The 16851-nt window shown below is 71.0% G+C and carries 17 protein-coding genes; 8 read left to right on the forward strand and 9 right to left on the reverse strand.

The window, feature by feature from the left end; genetic code table 11:
* Positions 1-125 precede the first annotated feature (125 nt).
* The 6 genes from ABEA46_RS19065 (at position 126) to ABEA46_RS19090 (ending at position 6005) form a co-directional block, all read left to right on the forward strand.
* Entirely contained in the window at positions 126-782 is a 657-nt protein-coding gene (locus ABEA46_RS19065; protein WP_345546859.1) for a DedA family protein, read from the forward strand.
* A 5-nt stretch (positions 783-787) separates the two neighbouring features.
* Positions 788-2056, forward strand: coding sequence for a sensor histidine kinase (locus ABEA46_RS19070; protein ID WP_345546861.1), 1269 nt, complete (start codon positions 788-790; stop codon positions 2054-2056).
* A complete protein-coding gene (locus tag ABEA46_RS19075; protein ID WP_345546863.1) occupies positions 2053-2724 on the forward strand; it encodes a response regulator in 672 nt (223 codons plus the stop codon). The genes ABEA46_RS19070 and ABEA46_RS19075 overlap by 4 nt, the downstream gene beginning before the upstream one ends.
* A gap of 116 nt (positions 2725-2840) precedes the next feature.
* Positions 2841-4184: an acyltransferase family protein gene (locus ABEA46_RS19080; RefSeq protein ID WP_345546865.1), complete on the forward strand. Its 1344-nt coding sequence runs from the start codon at positions 2841-2843 to the stop codon at positions 4182-4184.
* Between the two features lie 9 nt (positions 4185-4193).
* Positions 4194-4841, forward strand: coding sequence for a biotin transporter BioY (locus ABEA46_RS19085; protein WP_345546867.1), 648 nt, complete (start codon positions 4194-4196; stop codon positions 4839-4841).
* A 255-nt stretch (positions 4842-5096) separates the two neighbouring features.
* Complete coding sequence (locus tag ABEA46_RS19090; protein ID WP_345546869.1) at positions 5097-6005, forward strand: siderophore-interacting protein; 909 nt, start codon at positions 5097-5099, stop codon at positions 6003-6005.
* An 18-nt stretch (positions 6006-6023) separates the two neighbouring features.
* On the opposite strand, the gene ABEA46_RS19095 is transcribed toward ABEA46_RS19090, so the two are convergent.
* The 8 genes from ABEA46_RS19095 to sufB all read right to left on the reverse strand — a co-directional run bounded on the left by ABEA46_RS19095 (position 6024) and on the right by sufB (position 14323).
* The gene (locus ABEA46_RS19095; protein ID WP_425563234.1) at positions 6024-7385 is read right to left on the reverse strand and encodes an MFS transporter; all 1362 of its coding nucleotides are present in this window, start codon (positions 7383-7385) and stop codon (positions 6024-6026) included.
* Entirely contained in the window at positions 7379-8539 is a 1161-nt protein-coding gene (locus tag ABEA46_RS19100) for a MalY/PatB family protein (RefSeq protein ID WP_345546873.1), read from the reverse strand. Before ABEA46_RS19100 ends, ABEA46_RS19095 begins: the two co-directional genes overlap by 7 nt.
* A 44-nt stretch (positions 8540-8583) precedes the next feature.
* On the reverse strand, positions 8584-10179 hold the full coding sequence (locus tag ABEA46_RS19105) for a serine hydrolase (protein WP_345546875.1): 1596 nt from the start codon (positions 10177-10179) through the stop codon (positions 8584-8586).
* Positions 10180-10240: 61 nt separating this feature from the next.
* Entirely contained in the window at positions 10241-10570 is a 330-nt protein-coding gene (locus tag ABEA46_RS19110) for a metal-sulfur cluster assembly factor (RefSeq protein WP_045298811.1), read from the reverse strand.
* Positions 10571-10580: 10 nt separating this feature from the next.
* Positions 10581-11375, reverse strand: coding sequence for a Fe-S cluster assembly ATPase SufC (sufC, locus tag ABEA46_RS19115; RefSeq protein WP_345546877.1), 795 nt, complete (start codon positions 11373-11375; stop codon positions 10581-10583).
* Positions 11376-11390: 15 nt separating this feature from the next.
* The gene (locus ABEA46_RS19120) at positions 11391-11720 is read right to left on the reverse strand and encodes a non-heme iron oxygenase ferredoxin subunit (RefSeq protein ID WP_018170655.1); all 330 of its coding nucleotides are present in this window, start codon (positions 11718-11720) and stop codon (positions 11391-11393) included.
* Positions 11717-12904 carry a Fe-S cluster assembly protein SufD gene (gene sufD / locus ABEA46_RS19125; RefSeq protein ID WP_345546879.1) on the reverse strand — a complete coding sequence of 396 codons (1188 nt, stop codon included), beginning with the start codon at positions 12902-12904 and terminating at the stop codon, positions 11717-11719. The genes ABEA46_RS19120 and sufD overlap by 4 nt, the downstream gene beginning before the upstream one ends.
* Entirely contained in the window at positions 12905-14323 is a 1419-nt protein-coding gene (gene sufB, locus ABEA46_RS19130; protein ID WP_345546881.1) for a Fe-S cluster assembly protein SufB, read from the reverse strand.
* 277 nt (positions 14324-14600) lie between these two features.
* On the opposite strand from sufB, the gene ABEA46_RS19135 reads away from it, so the two are divergent.
* Together ABEA46_RS19135 and ABEA46_RS19140 are read left to right on the forward strand one after the other, a co-directional pair.
* Positions 14601-15551 (forward strand): COX15/CtaA family protein, encoded by a 951-nt coding sequence (locus ABEA46_RS19135; protein ID WP_345546883.1) that lies wholly within the window; start codon positions 14601-14603, stop codon positions 15549-15551.
* A gap of 120 nt (positions 15552-15671) precedes the next feature.
* The gene (locus tag ABEA46_RS19140) at positions 15672-16070 is read left to right on the forward strand and encodes a dinucleotide-utilizing enzyme (protein ID WP_345546885.1); all 399 of its coding nucleotides are present in this window, start codon (positions 15672-15674) and stop codon (positions 16068-16070) included.
* A 69-nt stretch (positions 16071-16139) separates the two neighbouring features.
* Here the strand turns inward: ABEA46_RS19140 and ABEA46_RS19145 are convergent, their stop codons facing one another.
* Positions 16140-16769, reverse strand: a complete 630-nt coding sequence (locus tag ABEA46_RS19145; protein ID WP_345546886.1) for a hypothetical protein — start codon at positions 16767-16769, stop codon at positions 16140-16142.
* Positions 16770-16851: the final 82 nt, after the last annotated feature.

Consider the following 16851-nt stretch of genomic DNA (forward strand, 5'->3'; position numbering starts at 1 on the left):
GCCAGCCATCCAGTATACGGGGGCCGTGCCCCGCCCGGTCGCCGCGAGATGTACGACCACAGGGGGATGCAGGTAGGTACTTCGGAGTGATGTGCGCACGGTGCCCGGTCTCGTACCGTCTCGGGGTGGACTTCCTCAGCGACCTCATCCTCCAGGCGGCGGCCTCGCCGTGGCTGCTGCTGGTCATGTTCGGAGCGGCCGTCATCGACGGGTTCTTCCCGCCCATTCCCAGCGAGACCGTGCTCGTCGCGGCGGCGGCCGTGACGGCGTCGTCCGGCGCCGGCGACATCGTGCTGCTGTGCGCGGTGGCCGCCGTCGGAGCGGCGATCGGCGACAACGTCGCGTACGCCATCGGTCGTGCCGTGGGCGTCTCCCGGTGGCCGTGGATGCGACGACCCCGCGTCGCGGCCACCGTCCAGCGGGCGCAGCACGCGCTCGAGCACCGCGGCGCGCCGCTCATCCTCGCCGCACGCTACGTCCCCGTCGGGCGCGTGGCCGTCAACATGAGCGCGGGCGCCCTGCGTTACCCGTGGCGGCGGTTCCTGCCGCTGAGCGTCCTCGCCGGCGCGACGTGGGCCGCGTACAGCGCGGTCATCGGTGTGATGGCCGGCGCGTGGCTGAAGGATCAGCCCCTGCTGAGCGCCGTGATCGGCGTCGCGTTCGCTCTTCTCATCGGCGTCGTCGTCGAACGCGTCGCGGCGCTGCGCCGGCGTCGTGCGGCGAAGGAGGCGGCGACAGCGGCCGAACGCGCGGAGCGACGCCCCGCCGAGGTGGCAGGATGACACCCGTGGCAGTGAGAGCCGGGCGATCTGCGGCCGAGAGGCGCCTGCGCCCCACCTGGCCGAGCGACCGGCGCGGGTGGATGATCGCGGTGCTCTCGGCGATCGCGCTCGTGCTGTTCTCGGTGCTCGTGCCCGTGCAGGCGGCCGCCTACCTCGTCCCGGTCCCGTATGCGATCCTCCTCGGCGCGGCGGCGGTGACGGCCCCCGTCGTCGCGGTGCGGTTCCCGAAGAGCGGTGTCGCCCTCTTCACCGTCGCAGCCCTGCTGTTCCCGGCCACCGTCCCGGCCGACGTCGCCGCGACGGCTCCGTTCCCCTGGTCGGTGCCGATGCTGCTGGCGTTCGCCGTGATGGTCGCCGCGGTGACGCTGGAGCACGGCTGGCGCTTCGGACTCGCGCAGTTCGGGCTCGGCAGCGCCGCGGGGCTCGTCGCCGCCGCGGTCTTCCCGGCCGTGCCGAGCGCGAACACCCTCATCGTCACCACGGCCGTGGTCGGCGGGATCTATCTCGTGGCGGTGCTCGTCGCGAGCCGCCTGCGTGTGGGCGCCGAGCTCACGCGAGAGCGCGAGCTCACGGCCCTGGAGCAGTCACGACGCCTGGTCGTGGAGGAGCGCACGCGCATCGCCCGGGAACTGCATGACGTGGTGGCGCACGGCATGTCGCTCATCCAGGTGCAGGCCTCGACGGCACGGTATCGCGTGCCCGACCTGCCCGACGACGCCATGCGCGAGTTCGACGAGATCGCACAGACCGCGCGCACCGGACTTGCAGAGATGCGACGCCTGCTCGGAGTGCTGCGCACGGAGGACCACACCGCAGACCTCGCCCCGCAGCAGGGGCTGCGCGACATCCCCGCGCTCGTCGAGACCGTGCGCCGCGCCGGTGCCGCCGTCGACGCGACCCTGCCGGCATCCCTTCCTCCCGTGCCCGACGCTGTCGACATCACCGCCTTCCGCGTCGTGCAGGAGGCGCTCAGCAACGCCGTCCGCCACGCCGCGGGAGCTCCGATCACGCTGACGGTGGAGGCGGATGCCGTCGCCGTGCGCCTGGTCGTGCGCAACGGCCCCGCCGCCGCCTCCGGCATCGCGCCGACCCCGGGGGCGCCCGCCCCGAGTCGCGGCCACGGCCTCGTCGGCATGCAGGAGCGGGCAGCCCTGGTCGGCGGTAGCGTGGACGCGGCGGCGGACCCCGACGGTGGCTGGACCGTCGCCGTCGTCCTTCCGGTGCCGCCGATGCCGCCCGCACCGCACCCCTCGACCGACGGAGAGCCCCTGTGACGATCAGCGTCCTCATCGCCGATGATCAGGCGATGGTGCGCGCCGGATTCGCCGCGCTCCTGGATGCCCAGGACGACGTCCGGGTGGTCGGCCAGGCGGCCGACGGCGCGCAGGCTGTCGCGCTGTCCGCACGTCTCGACCCCGACGTCGTGCTGATGGACGTCCGGATGCCGGAGCTCGACGGCATCGCCGCGACGCGGCGCATCCTCGGCCCGTCGTATCCGGCCGCTCACGTTCCGCGCATCCTCATGCTCACCACGTTCGACATCGACGACTACGTGTACGACGCGCTCGAAGCCGGTGCCAGCGGATTCCTCCTGAAGGACGCCCTGCCCGAGGACCTGGTCCATGCGGTGCGGGTGGTGGCCGCGGGCGACGCCCTGCTCGCGCCGAGCGTCACCCGCCGCATGATCGAGCACTTCGCCGCACGCCGCCCCCGGGCGGGACAGGCCTCCGCGGCGCTGCACGAGCTCACCGAGCGCGAGCGCGAAGTGCTCACGCTCATCGGCCGTGGCCGGTCCAACTCCGAGATCGCGACCGACCTGTTCATCTCGGAGCAGACGGTCAAGACGCACGTCGGCAAGGTGCTCGCCAAGCTCGGCGTCCGCGACCGCGTGCAAGCCGTCATCTTCGCGTACGACGCCGGGCTGGTCGAGCCGGCCTCCTGACCGGCCCGCGTGCCGGGTCTCACCCCACGGGGTGAGACCACCACGGCACCGTGGGGCGATGCCTGAGCCGGCACCGCCCTTCTAGCCTTCCGGAACCGACGTTCCGAGGAGGAGCCATGACCACCGCACCGGCCGCGCTTGCGGCATCCACTTCCCGCTCCGGAGGCAGAGACCGCGCCGTCGACCTCGTCCGCGCCGCGTGCATCGCCGGCGTCGTGGTGCTGCACGCCATGATGGTCGGCGTCGCCGTCACCGCCGGCGGACCGTCGTTCGTCAACGCGAGCGACGGGACGTGGTGGGTCGTGCCGCTCAGCTGGGCGCTGCAGGTGATGCCGCTGTTCTTCGTGATCGGCGGGTTCTCGTCGGCGACGGCCTACCGCCGCGCGCGCGGTCGCGGCGGGGACGCGGTCGGCTTCGTCGCCGGACGCGTGCAGCGTCTGCTGCGCCCCGCGATCGTCACGGTCGGCGTCGTGGGCCTGCTCCTCGCCCTGCTGGCATCGGCCGGGGTTCCCGACGACCTGGTGACGCTCGCCGGGTTCCGCTTCGGGCAGCCGCTGTGGTTCCTCGGGGTGTTCCTCGTGTGCCAGGCCCTCGTCCCCGCCCTGCTGCGCCTGCACGAGCGCGCTCCGATCGCCACGATCGCGATCCTGGCGCTGGCGGCAGCGGGTGTCGACGCCGTGCGACTGCAGTCCGGGATCGAGGGGCTGGGGTTCCTCAACCTGGCGTTCGTGTGGCTCGCACTGCAGCAGCTCGGGTTCTTCCTCGCCGACGGGCGCATCGATGCGCTCGCACGGCGCACGCGCCTCATCGTCGCGATCGGCGGCGTCGCCGCGCTCGCAGTGTCGTTCGCGAGCGGCATCCACTCCCCCGACCTCGTCGCCAACATCAACCCGCCCACGACTGCGCTGCTGCTGGTCGGAGTCGTGCACACGGCGCTGTTCTCGCTGCTGCGCGCACCGATCGCACGATTCGCCGATCGCCCCCTTGCGCGCCGGTTCACGGACTTCGTGACGCCGCGCGCGATGTCGGTCTACCTGTGGCACATGCCGGTGCTGCTGGGACTCGCGGGCCTCACCGCCGCAGCGGCGATCTGGACCGGGATGCCGCTGCCCGCCGTCGACAGCGGCCTGTGGTGGCTCACCCGCCCGGCCTGGCTCGCCCTGGCGCTCGCGGTCACCGCGGGGGTGGTGGTCGTGGCCGCCCGCGTCGAGGCGATGAGCCCGCCGCGGACCACGGGCTCCGGCCGACGTGCCGCCCTCGGGGTGCTGGCCGGCACCGTCGCGGTGGCGGTCCTGCTCGTGGCCGGCACCACGGTGATGACCGCGGCCCTCGCCGTCGCCCTCTTCGCCGGCGCTCTGCGACTGGCCCGCGCGCAGACGCCGGCACGTGTAGAGGACGGACAGCGGATCGTCCGATCATTGGTGGACGGCGTCCAAGTACCTGCGCCTGCGGCCCCCTAGGCTGAGGCCATGTCATCCATCGCCGCCGCCCCGGCCGCGTCCGCCGGCACCCGTCGCGTGCTCGCCGACGTCATCGCCCGCCCGTCCTCGCGCAGCCGCGCGTTCGCCCTCGACGCCGCCCTGGTCGTCGCCGGCGCCGCGATCGTCGCACTCCTCGCACAGGTCGAGATCCCGCTGTGGCCCGTGCCCATCACCGGTCAGACGCTCGGCGTCATCGTCGTGGGCGCAGCCCTCGGCGCCTGGCGGGGCGCCGCGGCCCTGACGACGTACATGCTCGCGGGCCTCGCGGGACTGCCCGTGTTCGCGGGATTCACGGGCACGATCGCCGCGGTCGGCAAGCCGAGCTTCGGCTTCGTGATCGGCTTCATCGTCTCGGCGTTCGTCGCCGGCTGGTTCGCCGAGCGTGCGTGGGATCGCAAGCCGTGGCTCGCCTTCATCGGCTTCGCCATCGCCAGCGCCGTCCCCTTCGTCTTCGGTATCCCCTACATGGCGATGATCCTCAACGCAGTGATGGGGCTGGACTACTCGTTCGGCGCCCTGCTCGAGGTGGGCCTGCTTCCGTTCATCGTCGGCGGGCTCGTCAAGGCCGCTCTGGCGGCGGCCATCATCCCCGGCGCGTGGGCGCTCGTGCGCGCGGTGGACAAGACCAAGGACTGACCGGATGCCGCGGACCGCGGCATCCACTCCGAGAAAGCCCCGGCCTCGACGGCCGGGGCTTTCGCGTCGCCTCCGTTCGACGGGGATCCGGATTCGCGATCGGCGAGGACGCTGATAAGGTTGCCCTTACCAGCCCGCCTCTTAGGGCACCCTTACCTAACGCTCCCCCGGAGGATTCCGTGCGCTCGTTCCGCCCTGCCGAATCCTGGCCCGAGCCCCGCCCGGCCGCTGAGCCGATCCTGACTGGAGCCATCGATGGCTGAGACCGACGTGCCGTACCGCTTCTTCCGCGCCCGCGTCACCGCGGTGGCCGATGTGACGCCGAGCTTCCGCCGCTTCACCTTCGGCGGCGACGATCTGGCCGAGTACGGCGACCCCGGGCTCGACCAGCGGGTGAAGATCGTGTTCCCCGCGGCGACGGCGCCGCTGGAGGCCATGCCTCTCGGCGACGACTGGTACGCACAGTGGCGGGAGCTTCCCGACGAGCAGCGTCCGCCGTTCCGCACCTACACGACGCGGTACGTGCGCAATCACGTGAGCGAGGTCGACGTCGACATGGTGTCGCACGACGTGCTCGGTCCGGCGTCGGAGTGGATCGCGAACGCCGCCGTGGGCGACGAGGTGCTGATCCTCGCCCCGACCACCGGCCACCGCGGCGTCAGCTTCGGCATCGACTTCGTGCCGCCCGCGCAGGTGGACGCGATCCTGCTGGCCGGCGATGAGACGGCCGCGCCCGCGATCGCGGCGATCCTCGAGCAGCTGCCCCGCGATGCCCGGGGCGTCGTGGCGGTGGAGCTTCCGCATGCGGACGATGCGGCGTATCTGCCGCGGCATCCGGGATTCGAATACCGCATCGGTGCGCGCGGAGACAGCGGTCGGCACGCCCACCTGATGTCGGCGGTGACGGCTGCCGCGGCCGAGCTCGCCCCTGCCGGCGCCGGCGGAGACGTCGAAGAGATCGACATCGACACCGACATCCTGTGGGAGGTGCCGCGCACCGCGAAGGGCGGAGCGGCACTCAAGAGCGCGCGCCTGTACGCGTGGCTGGCGGGAGAGGCCGGCGTCATCAAGGCGCTGCGCCGCCACCTCGTCTCGGAGCACGGCGTCGACCGCCGCGCCGTGGCCTTCATGGGTTACTGGCGTCTGGGCCGCGCGGAGAACTGACCCGCACTCCCCCCGGCGTCAGCGCGCCACCTCGTGCGCATGCCCGAGGCGCAGACCCGGGACCAGCGCGCCGAGCGCCAGCGCCGCCGCGATCGCGAACACGGCCGGGAACCCGGCGCCCGCGCCCGCCAGGGCGGTGAACACGAGCCCCATCACGGCGATGGACGACGCCGATCCGACGGAGTCCGAGATCGACAGCGCCGACGAGTTGAAGCCCTGGTTCTGCGGCGTCGAGTACGCGAGGGTCAGCACCGTGAGCCGCGGGTACATCAGACCCATGCCGGCGCCCGCGAAGCCCCAGCCGGCGATCAGCACGGCGGGGTGCAGGTCGAGCAGTGCCGTCAGCAGCGCGAACCCCAGCGCCGCGACCAGCAGCGCCGTGCCGATGAGCGTGATGCGGGTGTTGCCGATGCGGTCGCCGAACCGGCCCTGCACGTCGGCCGCGACGGCCCACGCGAGTGCCGCGGCGGTCAGCCCGAGGCCGGCGAACGTCGGCGAGAAGTCGTAGCCGTCGATGAGCAGGTACGGCACGTAGATCTCGGCGCCGAACAGCGCTCCGGCGATGAGGCCGCGCATGAGCACGACGCTCGGCAGCCCTCTCGCGGCACGCAGCGTGCCGCGCGGCAGCAGCGGCCGTGCGGCCAGTCCGATGACGAGAATGGATGCCGCCACCCCCGCCCACGACCACGCTCCGAGCTCTCCCGCGAGGCTCAGTCCGAGCGCTCCGGCGGCGACCGCGACAGCGCATGCGACACGCGGCGCGATGCGCCCGGTCGCGGGCTGGTCGGTGTGCAGCGGCAGCCCGTACAGGCGCGACACCACCATCGCGAAGGCGACGACGGTGAGCCCGGCGACGCCGAGGAACACCCAGCGCCAGTGCAGGTACTCGGCGACCGCACCGGCGAGGAACGGGCCGATGAGCGAGGGCACCACCCACGCCGCCGAGAAGGCCGCGAACACGCGCCCGTGGAGGAGCCCCGGGTACACGCGCGCCACCACGACGTACAGCGCGACGGTCTGCCCTCCCGTCCCGAGACCCTGCACGAGCCGTCCGGCGACGAGCACGGGCATCGTGAGCGCGAGTCCGGCGATCACCAGGCCGACGACGAACAGCGCCACCGCGGTCGACAGCGGTGCGAGGACTCCCCCGCGGTCGCACCACGCGCCGACGACCACCATGCCGATGACGCTCGTGGCGAGGGTGCCGGCGAAAGCGACGGCGTACAGCCGGTCGCCGTCGAGGTCGGCGCTGACCACGGGCATCACCGTGGTCACCGCCAGCGACTGCATCGCGGCGAGGAAGATCAGCGCGATCGCGCCGACGGTCACCCAGACGTAGCGCGCGTGCCAGATGCCGGTGTCGGTGTCTGCGCTCACGATCGCGCGAGCGCGCCGAGACGCGTCACTGCCGCGCGCAGCACCTCGGGCGAGCAGCCGAAGTTCAGGCGCACGTGCCCCTTGCCCTCGTCGCCGAAGTGCGGTCCGAAGTGCAGGGCGACCTTCGCCTCACGCAGGATCTTCGCGGCCGGATTGTCGCCCCAGTCCAGCGCGGACAGGTCGATCCATGCCAGGAATCCGGCGTCCGGGATCCGGTAGCGCGCCCCCGGCACGTGCTCGGCGAGCAGCTCGGCCAGCAGCACGCGGTTCTCGTCGAGGGCGGCCAGCTGGGCGTCGAGCCACGCGTCGCTCTCGGGCGAGAACGCGGCGACGGCGGCGATGGCGCCGAAGAGCCCCGTTCGCCACTCCACCTCGGCCGGCAGCGCGCGCACGACGGCGGTCGTCGCATCGTCGGCGGTCACCATGAGCGCGCACTTGAGGCCCGCGGTGTTGAAGGCCTTGCTGGCGCTGCCGACCGCGTAGCCGACGCGTGCCGCGGCGGGCGAGGCCGCAAGGAAGGGCGTGAAGACGGCGCCGCGGTTCACGAGCGGGGCGTGGATCTCGTCACTGACCACGACGGCACCGTGCGCCTCGACGATGGCCGCGAGGGCGGCGAGACTCTCGCGGGAGTGGACGGTGCCGGTCGGATTGTGCGGGTTGCACAGCAGCACGGCACGGGCGCCGTCCGCAAGCGCGGCTTCGATGCCCGCGAGGTCGAGCTCCCAGGCGTCACCGGTGTCGATGAGCGGCACGCGCTCGACCACGGCGCCCGCCTCGGGGATGCAGTCGTAGAACGGCGGGTACACCGGCGGCGTCACGATCACCCGGTCGCCCGGGGCCGTCACCTGGCGCAGCAGTTCGACGACGCCCATCATGACGTCGCACGTCGTGCGGATCCGCGCGGGATCGACCGTCCACCCGAAGCGGCGCTCGGCGAATCCGACGAACGAGGTCGTGATGCCGGGGTCCGGCGGCGTGTAGCCCGTGTCGCCGAGCTCGACGGCGCGCAACAGCGCAGCAGTCACCTCGGGCGCGGGCGCGAAGTCCGTCTCGGCCACGAAGAGCGGAAGCACGTCCTCGGGGTACGTGCGCCACTTCGTGCTGCTGCGCTGACGAAGCTGATCGACCGGTAGGGCCTGCAGGGGGGTGACGCTCACCGTCCGAGCCTATCGAGCCGGCGGCCGAGGGGGCGCCGAGTGAGTCACCGTATGAAGGTGCCCAGGTCGTGCTGATCGAAGTACTCGAGCACGAGGGAGTCGCCGTCGAACGACGCCTTCGAGATCGATCCCGGCGGGGCGTTCTCGCTGAACGGCCGGAAGACGAACTCGTCGCCCGCCCAGTGCTCCAGCGGCCAGTGCCCGGCCGGGCCGAGCCAGAGCTCCAGCGCGCCGTCGACCACCGCGACTGTCGCCGGGCCGAAGTAGTCGTTCGCGTACGTCCCGGCGTACGTGTCGAGTGCCTGGGCCGGTTCGGCGCCGGAAGGGGGCGTCTCACCGACGAGCGAGCCGAACGGCTCGGACTCCCCCTCGAAGACGCCCATGAACAGCGGCAGCCAGTCGCGGCGCTCCGAGCCGAACTGCGCGATGTCGAGGAACCGCGCCGCGATGCTCTCGGGCACGCCGTTGGCCGAGGCGTTCGAGAGCACGACGATGCCGAGCCCCGCGGCCGGAAGCAGCTTGAACACCGTTCCGGTGCCCAGCAGGAACGCCCCCGAATGGTTGACGTCGACAAGACCGCCCGCCGTCGTGCCCACGTTGAAGCCATAGCCGTAGTAGCCGGCGCGCGACCCGAACGACGGCGGCGGTGACCCGACGATCTGCGGCGACATCGCCGGGACGAGCGAGTCGGCGTCGATGAACCGCTCCCCGTCGTGCTCGCCGCTTGCGAGCAGCATCGACAGCCAGGTCGTGAGGTCGGTGACGTTCGAGCTCACCCCGCCCGCCGGGGACTGCTCGTCGGGCTGGCGCTGATCGGGTGTCACGACCCACTCGTCGCCCCGCTTCATGTGGCCCATCGCGCGGTTCTCGCGCGACTGAAGGTCCGCGTACCGCGAGCTCGTCGAGGTCATCCCCAGCGGCTCGTAGAGCAGACGCTCCGAGAGGTCGGCCCAGTCCTCCCCGGCGGCGCGGGCGACGGACTCCCCCGCCGCGGTGATGTCGAAGTTGCCGTAGGCGTAGGACGAGCGCCACGGCGCCAGCGGGATCAGGCTCAGCCGCTGGAGGATCGTGGCGCGGTCGTACCCGATCTCTTCCAGCTCGTCGCCGGCGTGCTTGTAGAGGCCCGACCGGTGGGCGTACATGTCGGCGATCGTCACGTGCGCGCCGACGTACGGGTCCGACAGCGTGAAGCCGTCGAGATGGTCGGCGACCGGTGTCTCCCACGTCACGTAGCCCTCGTCGATGGCACGGGCGACGACGGTGGAGCCGATCGACTTCGAGACCGAGGCGAGGGCGAACACCGTGTCGGCGTCGACGGGCTCACCGCTGTCGACGTCCCTCACACCGAACCCGTCGGCGTACAGCACCTCGCCCTGGTAGACCACGCCGACCGCGATCCCCGGGGTGCCTGAGGCGTCCATCGCCGCCTCGACGGCGTCGGGGAGGTCGTCGACCGCGGCCTCCACCTGGGCGCGCGTCACCGTCGCGAGGGCGTCCCTGCCGGGATCCGGATCGACCGTCGTGGTCGGCGCCGGGGTGCTCTGGGTCGACGCGTCGGCGAACGTGCAGCCCGTCGCGGCGGACAGGATCAGGACGGCGATGCCGACCGCGGACACGACACGCCTCTTGTTCCCCGACATGTGCCGAGTGTGGCAGATGCCCGGGAGGGCGCGTCAACCGTCGCGAGAGGTCCGGGAGGTGTCAGATCGCGAAGCCGAGCGCGCGCATCATGTCGCGCCCGTCATCGGTGATCCGCTCAGGGCCCCACGGCGGCATCCACACCCAGTTGATGCGGAACCGCTCGACGATGTCGTCCAGCGCCTGCGCCGTCTGCTCTTCGAGCACGTCGGTGAGCGGGCAGCCCGCCGATGTCAGCGTCATGTGGATGACCAGCGCGTCGTTCTCGTCATCCCACGCGAGGTCGTAGATGAGGCCGAGGTCGACGACGTTGATCCCCAGTTCGGGGTCCATGACGTCTTTGAGGGCCTCGGTGACCTCGTCGTACTTCTCGGGCGTGAGGGTGGCCGTCATAGGAACGATCCTACGCTTCGCTGCCCACGGGGGCTTCGGCCGTCTCTTCCTCGCCCTCGGGCAGGAAACGGTCGTAGCCCTCGTCCTCGAGGCGCTCGGCGAGCTCGGGGCCGCCCTCTTCGACGATGCGGCCCTTCACCATGACGTGCACGAAGTCGGGGTGGATGTAGCGCAGGATGCGCGTGTAGTGCGTGATGAGCAGCACACCCAGGTCGGTCTCGGCCTTGGCGCGGTTGACGCCCTCCGACACGATCTTGAGCGCGTCGACGTCCAGGCCCGAGTCGGTCTCGTCGAGCACCGCGATCTGCGGCTTGAGGAGCTCCAGCTGGAGGATCTCGTGGCGCTTCTTCTCGCCGCCCGAGAAGCCCTCGTTGACGTTGCGCTGCGCGAACTTGGGGTCCATGCGCAGGTTCTTCATGGACGACTTGACGTCCTTCGTCCACGTGCGGATCGAGGGCGCCTCGCCGTCGATCGCGGTCTTCGCGGTGCGCAGGAAGTTGGTGACCGTGACGCCGGGGATCTCGACCGGGTACTGCATCGCGAGGAACAGGCCGGCGCGGGCGCGCTCGTCGACCGACATCGCCAGGACGTCCTCGCCGTCGAGCGTGATCTCACCGCTCGTGACGTTGTACTTGGGGTGGCCGGCGATCGTGTACGCGAGGGTCGACTTGCCCGAGCCGTTGGGGCCCATGATGGCGTGGGTCTCACCCGTGCGGATCGTCAGCGACAGGCCGTTGAGGATGGGCGTGGTGCCGGCATCCGTCTCGACCGTCACGTGGAGGTCGCGGATCTCGAGGACAGACATTCTTCGTTACCTTCTTCAGTTCACTTCGAGCTTGACGGACGGATCGATGAGCACGTCATCGCCGTCGACCGTGACCGCGAACACCGGAACCGGCTCGTACGCGGGGAGGTTGAGGGGCTTGCCGGTGCGCAGCGAGAATGCCGAGCCGTGCGCCCAGCACTCCAGCGAATCGCCGTCGACGAAGCCCTCCGACAGCGAGATGTCGCCGTGGGTGCAGGTGTCGCCGATCGCGTGGACCTCGCCGTTCGAGTCGAGCACGACAGCCATGGGGACGCCGTCGATCTCGACCCGGCGGGCCTCGTCCTGCACGAGGTCGCTGAGGGCGCAGGCACGCTGGGCGGTCATCGCAGGTCCTCCTTGGCGAGCTCTTCCTCGATGGCGGCGAACAGCTCGGACTCGAGGTCGGCCACGCCGATCTTCTGCACGATCTCGGCGAGGAAGCCGAGCACGACGAGGCGCCGCGCCTCGGGCTCGGGGATGCCGCGGGCCTGCAGGTAGAACAGCTGCTCGTCGTCGAAGCGTCCGGTGGCGCTGGCGTGGCCGGCGCCGCGGATGTCGCCCGTCTCGATCTCGAGGTTCGGGATCGACTCGGCGCGCGCACCCTCGGTGAGCACCAGGTTGCGGTTCGCCTCGTACGAGTCCGTCGCGACGGCATCCGGTCCGATCAGCACGTCGCCGATCCACACGGTGCGTGCGGCCTCGCCCTGCAGCGCGCTCTTGTAGAGCACGTCGCCGGTGGTCTCGGCGCCCTTGTGGTGCAGGTACACCTGGCTCTCGAGGTGCTGCCCCGAGTCGGAGTAGCTGAGGCCGTACAGCTCGGCACGCGAGCCGGCGCCGGCGAGCTCGACGCTCGGGTTGACCCGCACGACCCCGCCGCCGAAGCTGACGACGACGTGGCGGAGCGTCGCGTCGCGGTCGACGCGGGCCTGGTGGGATGCCGCGTGCACCGCGTCGTCCTCCCAGCGCTGCACCGTCACGAGCTCGAGGTGTGCGCCCTCGCGGACGATGACCTCGACGTTCTGGGCGAACTGGGCGCTGCCGGTGTGGCGCAGGACGACTGTCGCACGGCTGTGACGCGATGCCTCGACCACGATGTGAGCGTGGGCGACGAGGTCTGCTCCCCCGCCGACGACCTCGATCACGACGGGTTCGTCGAGCTCGGCCTCGGCCGGGATGGAGACGTAGAGCGCCTCGGCGGACCGCGACCACGCCACGGCGGCGGGCAGGTCCTCGGGCACGAACACCTCGCCGCGCGGCGCGGCGCCGATCGCGAGACCGGCTCCGGCGACCGGACCGGTCACGGCCAGCGAGACGGCGCCGGCGTCGCCGGCAGCGTCCGCGAACAGGCGCTGCAGGCGCTGGACGGGCGTGTGCTTCCAGTTGACCTCGCGACCCGTGGGCGCCTCGAAGGCGGCGGGGTCGGTGGAGCGGAAGCGCTCGGAGCGAGTCTGAACCGGCACGAATGCGCCGGCGCCATCGGTGTGGCCCTTCGCGCCGGGAATGGTGGGGGCCTCAGTGGTGGGGCTCATCTAGCCGACGGATCCTTCCATGCCCATCTCGATGAGCTTGTTGAGTTCGAGCGCGTACTCCATGGGCAGCTCGCGGGCGATCGGCTCGATGAAGCCGCGCACGATCATGGCCATGGCCTCGTCTTCGGGAAGACCGCGGCTCATCAGGTAGAACAGCTGCTCTTCGCTGACCTTCGAGACCGTCGCCTCGTGGCCCAGCTGCACGTCGTCGACGCGGATGTCGATCGCCGGGTACGTGTCGGAGCGCGAGATCGTGTCGACCAGCAGCGCGTCGCAGCGGACGGTGTTGGCCGAGTGGTGCGCGTTGGCGTCGACGCGGACCTCGCCGCGGTAGCCGGCGCGGCCGCCGCCGCGGGCGATCGACTTCGAGACGATCGAGGACTGCGTGTAGGGCGCCATGTGGATCATCTTGGCGCCGGCGTCCTGGTGCTGACCGGGGCCGGCGAAGGCGACCGACAGGGTCTCGCCCTTCGCGTGCTCACCCATCAGGAAGATCGACGGGTACTTCATCGTGACCTTCGAGCCGATGTTGCCGTCGATCCACTCCATGGTCGCGCCCTCGTGCGCCACGGCGCGCTTGGTGACCAGGTTGTAGACGTTGTTCGACCAGTTCTGGATCGTCGTGTAGCGCACGCGGGCGTTCTTCTTCACGATGATCTCGACGACGGCCGAGTGCAGCGAGTCCGACTTGTAGATCGGGGCGGTGCAGCCCTCGATGTAGTGGACGTACGAGCCCTCGTCGGCGATGATCAGCGTCCGCTCGAACTGCCCCATGTTCTCGGTGTTGATGCGGAAGTACGCCTGCAGCGGGATCTCGACGTGCACGCCCGGCGGCACGTAGACGAACGACCCGCCCGACCAGACCGCGGTGTTGAGCGCGGCGAACTTGTTGTCGCCGGCGGGGATCACGGTGCCGAAGTACTCCTCGAAGAACTCGGGGTGCTCGCGCAGCGCGGTGTCGGTGTCCATGAAGATGACGCCCTGGCGCTCGAGCTCCTCGTTGATCTGGTGATAGACCACTTCGGACTCGTACTGCGCGGCGACGCCGGCGACCAGGCGCGCACGCTCGGCCTCGGGGATGCCGAGCTTCTCGTACGTGTTGCGGATGTCTTCGGGAAGGTCTTCCCACGACTGCGCCTGCTTCTCGGTCGAGCGCACGAAGTACTTGATGTTGTCGAAGTCGATCTCGCTGAGGTCGGCGCCCCACGTCGGCATCGGCTTGCGGCCGAAGAGCTGGTGACCCTTCAGACGGGTCTTCAGCATCCACTCCGGCTCGGCCTTGAGGGCCGAGATGTCGCGAACGACAGCTTCGCTCAGGCCTCGCTTGGCGCTCGCACCGGCGGCATCGGGATCGTGCCAGCCGAACTCGTAGACACCGAGCCCGTCCAGTTCGGGGCGATCGATCAGCACATCAGTCATCGTCACGTTCTCCTCCGGGTCCTGCGGTGTCATCCGCCCCGGCATTCCGGTTCCCCCGGTGGAGTTACCAAGGGTGGATACCGCTCGTCGGACCCTCTCAAAGCGGCGCAGAGATCGCGCCTAGACTGTCGGTGGTGCGCTGCGCCTCACGTCTGTGATCCACAGATCCGAGTCGTTTGCGTCCGACCCCTCGATTCTACAGGTTCCACCCCGTCACGGACGCGCGCCGTCCGTCATACGCGGCGTTCGGAGCCTCTCTCTGGAGGCGATCACCAGGATGTCCGCGGACCACTCGACGACCACCGCGCCCGGTATGTGGCAGCGACTGCGCCAGTGGCTCCCCGACCGGGTCGACACGCGCGTGCGCGTCGCGGCCTGGATCTCGCTCGTGCTCGAGATCGCGATCGTCGGCACCGGCGGCGCCGTGCGGCTGACCGATTCGGGCCTCGGCTGCGAGTGGCCGCTGTGCACGCCGGATTCGCTCTTCCCCACGGCCGAGCAGAGCTACCACAGCCTGATCGAGTTCGGGAACCGCGGGCTGTCGTTCTTCGTCGGCCTCGCGGCGGTCGCCGTGATCGTGCTGATCTCGCAGATCCGGCGTGAGCGGCGCGACCTGTGGACCATGGCCTGGATCATCTTCGGCGGCGTGCTGTTGCAGGCCGCGGTGGGCGGCATCCTGGTCATCTTCGACCTGCACCCGAACCTGGTGTCGTTCCACTACATCGTCTCGCTCGTGCTGGTGGGCGTCTCGGCCGCTTTCGTCGCGCGGATGGGTCAGCCGGTCGGACCGCGCGAGCTCGCCGTGCCGCGCTGGCTGTCGATCGTGACGCACGTCACGTCGCTGTTCCTGGCGATCACCGTGTTCATCGGCGTGCTCACCACGGGCGCGGGCCCCCACTCCGGAGACCCCGAGGTGACGCTGCGCAACGGGTTCGACGCCACACTGCTCGAGCACGTGCACTCCTGGCCGGCGTACGCGCTGTTCGCGCTCACCCTCGTGCTGGTGATCGGCTCGTCGATCGCAGGACCCGCGGCGCGCGCGTTCCAGCGCTGGACGATCGCGCTCCTCGTGATCGAGCTGGTGCAGATCGGCGTCGGCCTGTATCAGGCGCGCAACGACCTTCCGCCGCTCGCCGTCGGCGTGCACATGGTGATCGCGGCGATCTCGGTCGCGATCATGACGGCCGTCGTCATGCATCTGAAGCGTCTGGCCGCGGCCGGCGAGTGACGCGCGCCGCTCGCCGTCGCACAGGGAACGCATAGGGTCCGCATGGGTGCCGCACGGACGGTGCTGTCATCGTGGATGCCGCGGCCACCCGGGTCGCGACCTTCGAGGAGTGATCGACACATGTCCACCCGTCCCCGTCTCGTCCGCAGCATCCCGTTCTGGGGCCTTCTCGTCGTGTCGCTGGGAACAGCGGCCGGCGGCGCATACCTGCTCACGTCCAAGCTGAGCTCGATGACCGCGGTCCTCACCGACAACACGGCGACGGCCGTCGACGTCTACGTCGGCCAGTCCGTCGCCACCGCCGGCACCGTGCTGCTGGGCGCCGGCATCGTGGGCGTCCTGCTGACTCTCGCGATCGCCGCCATCGCGACGCTGCGTCCGGTCGCCCCGGTCGAGGTCGTCGAGCCCATCGACTGGCAGTCCGAGACCGACGCGCTCGACGCGGAGCCCGCGGTGGACGCCGAGCCGGCCGTCGAGGCCGAGCCGGCCGCCGACGCGGAGCCCGTCGCCGCGCGCTGACGCTGAACTTCGAAGCCGCAGGCCTCCGGGCCTGCGGCTTCGTCGTTCCCGTGGTGGCGTCGGGCGGACTCAGCCGCAGCCGGCGGCGTGCGGGTCCTCGGCGCACGTGTGCTCGACGAGCGCGGTGCGCACCTCGACCACCTGCACCGGATAGTCCCCGGTGCGGGCCGTGACGACGCCGTCCACGGCCTGCCAGCCGGCGCCGAAGTCGACGGCTGCGGTGTATTCGGCCGCGACGCTCGAGGAGTACACACCCCGCTCCCGATAGACGTGGCTGGTCTCGGTCGGCGTGAACTGCGGGCTCCCCGACGTCGTCCAGGCGACCCCTCCCGTCGTCGCGCGCCGGGTCTGCCCGTCGCCGTAGGTGAAGACATACGCGACGGGGATGAACCGGACCGTCACGGGATACCCGAGCAGCACGCCGGCGATCTCTTGAGCGGATGCCGCGGCCACGAAGTTCGTCGGCATCCGCACGACCCCGAACCCGAGCGGCTCCCCCGTCAGCTGCGGTGTCGTCGGCCGGAACGACGCGAGGTCGGCCAGCGTGACAGCCGGGAAGCCCGCAGCCGCCACCGGATCGGCCGGGACGTCCTGCCGCAGGCACGTCGCATCAGGGGTGTCACAGATTCTGCCGGTGTCGGGAGCGTAGATGATCTCGGGAGTGTGGGTGGAGTCGCCTTCGTAAGCAGGTGCGCTCACATTCGCGTTCGCGTAGTCCGTAGACGCACTGATGTCGACCTTTGTGCCGTCGTTGGTTGCCGTACGACAGACGCCCGTGACG

The sequence above is a fragment of the Microbacterium jejuense genome (assembly GCF_039544225.1).
GTDB classification, from domain to species: Bacteria; Actinomycetota; Actinomycetes; order Actinomycetales; family Microbacteriaceae; genus Microbacterium; species Microbacterium jejuense.

What these genes read in the sequence shown, in the direction of transcription:
- ABEA46_RS19080 (WP_345546865.1), top strand. Translation starts at nt 2,841, where the DNA reads ATGACCACCGCACCGGCCGCGCTTGCGGCATCCACTTCCCGCTCCGGA.
- ABEA46_RS19085 (WP_345546867.1), top strand. Translation starts at nt 4,194, where the DNA reads ATGTCATCCATCGCCGCCGCCCCGGCCGCGTCCGCCGGCACCCGTCGC.
- ABEA46_RS19090 (WP_345546869.1), top strand. Translation starts at nt 5,097, where the DNA reads ATGGCTGAGACCGACGTGCCGTACCGCTTCTTCCGCGCCCGCGTCACC.
- ABEA46_RS19105 (WP_345546875.1), bottom strand. Translation starts at nt 10,179, where the DNA reads ATGTCGGGGAACAAGAGGCGTGTCGTGTCCGCGGTCGGCATCGCCGTC.
- ABEA46_RS19110 (WP_045298811.1), bottom strand. Translation starts at nt 10,570, where the DNA reads ATGACGGCCACCCTCACGCCCGAGAAGTACGACGAGGTCACCGAGGCC.
- sufC (WP_345546877.1), bottom strand. Translation starts at nt 11,375, where the DNA reads ATGTCTGTCCTCGAGATCCGCGACCTCCACGTGACGGTCGAGACGGAT.
- ABEA46_RS19120 (WP_018170655.1), bottom strand. Translation starts at nt 11,720, where the DNA reads ATGACCGCCCAGCGTGCCTGCGCCCTCAGCGACCTCGTGCAGGACGAG.
- sufD (WP_345546879.1), bottom strand. Translation starts at nt 12,904, where the DNA reads ATGAGCCCCACCACTGAGGCCCCCACCATTCCCGGCGCGAAGGGCCAC.
- sufB (WP_345546881.1), bottom strand. Translation starts at nt 14,323, where the DNA reads ATGACTGATGTGCTGATCGATCGCCCCGAACTGGACGGGCTCGGTGTC.
- ABEA46_RS19135 (WP_345546883.1), top strand. Translation starts at nt 14,601, where the DNA reads ATGTCCGCGGACCACTCGACGACCACCGCGCCCGGTATGTGGCAGCGA.
- ABEA46_RS19140 (WP_345546885.1), top strand. Translation starts at nt 15,672, where the DNA reads ATGTCCACCCGTCCCCGTCTCGTCCGCAGCATCCCGTTCTGGGGCCTT.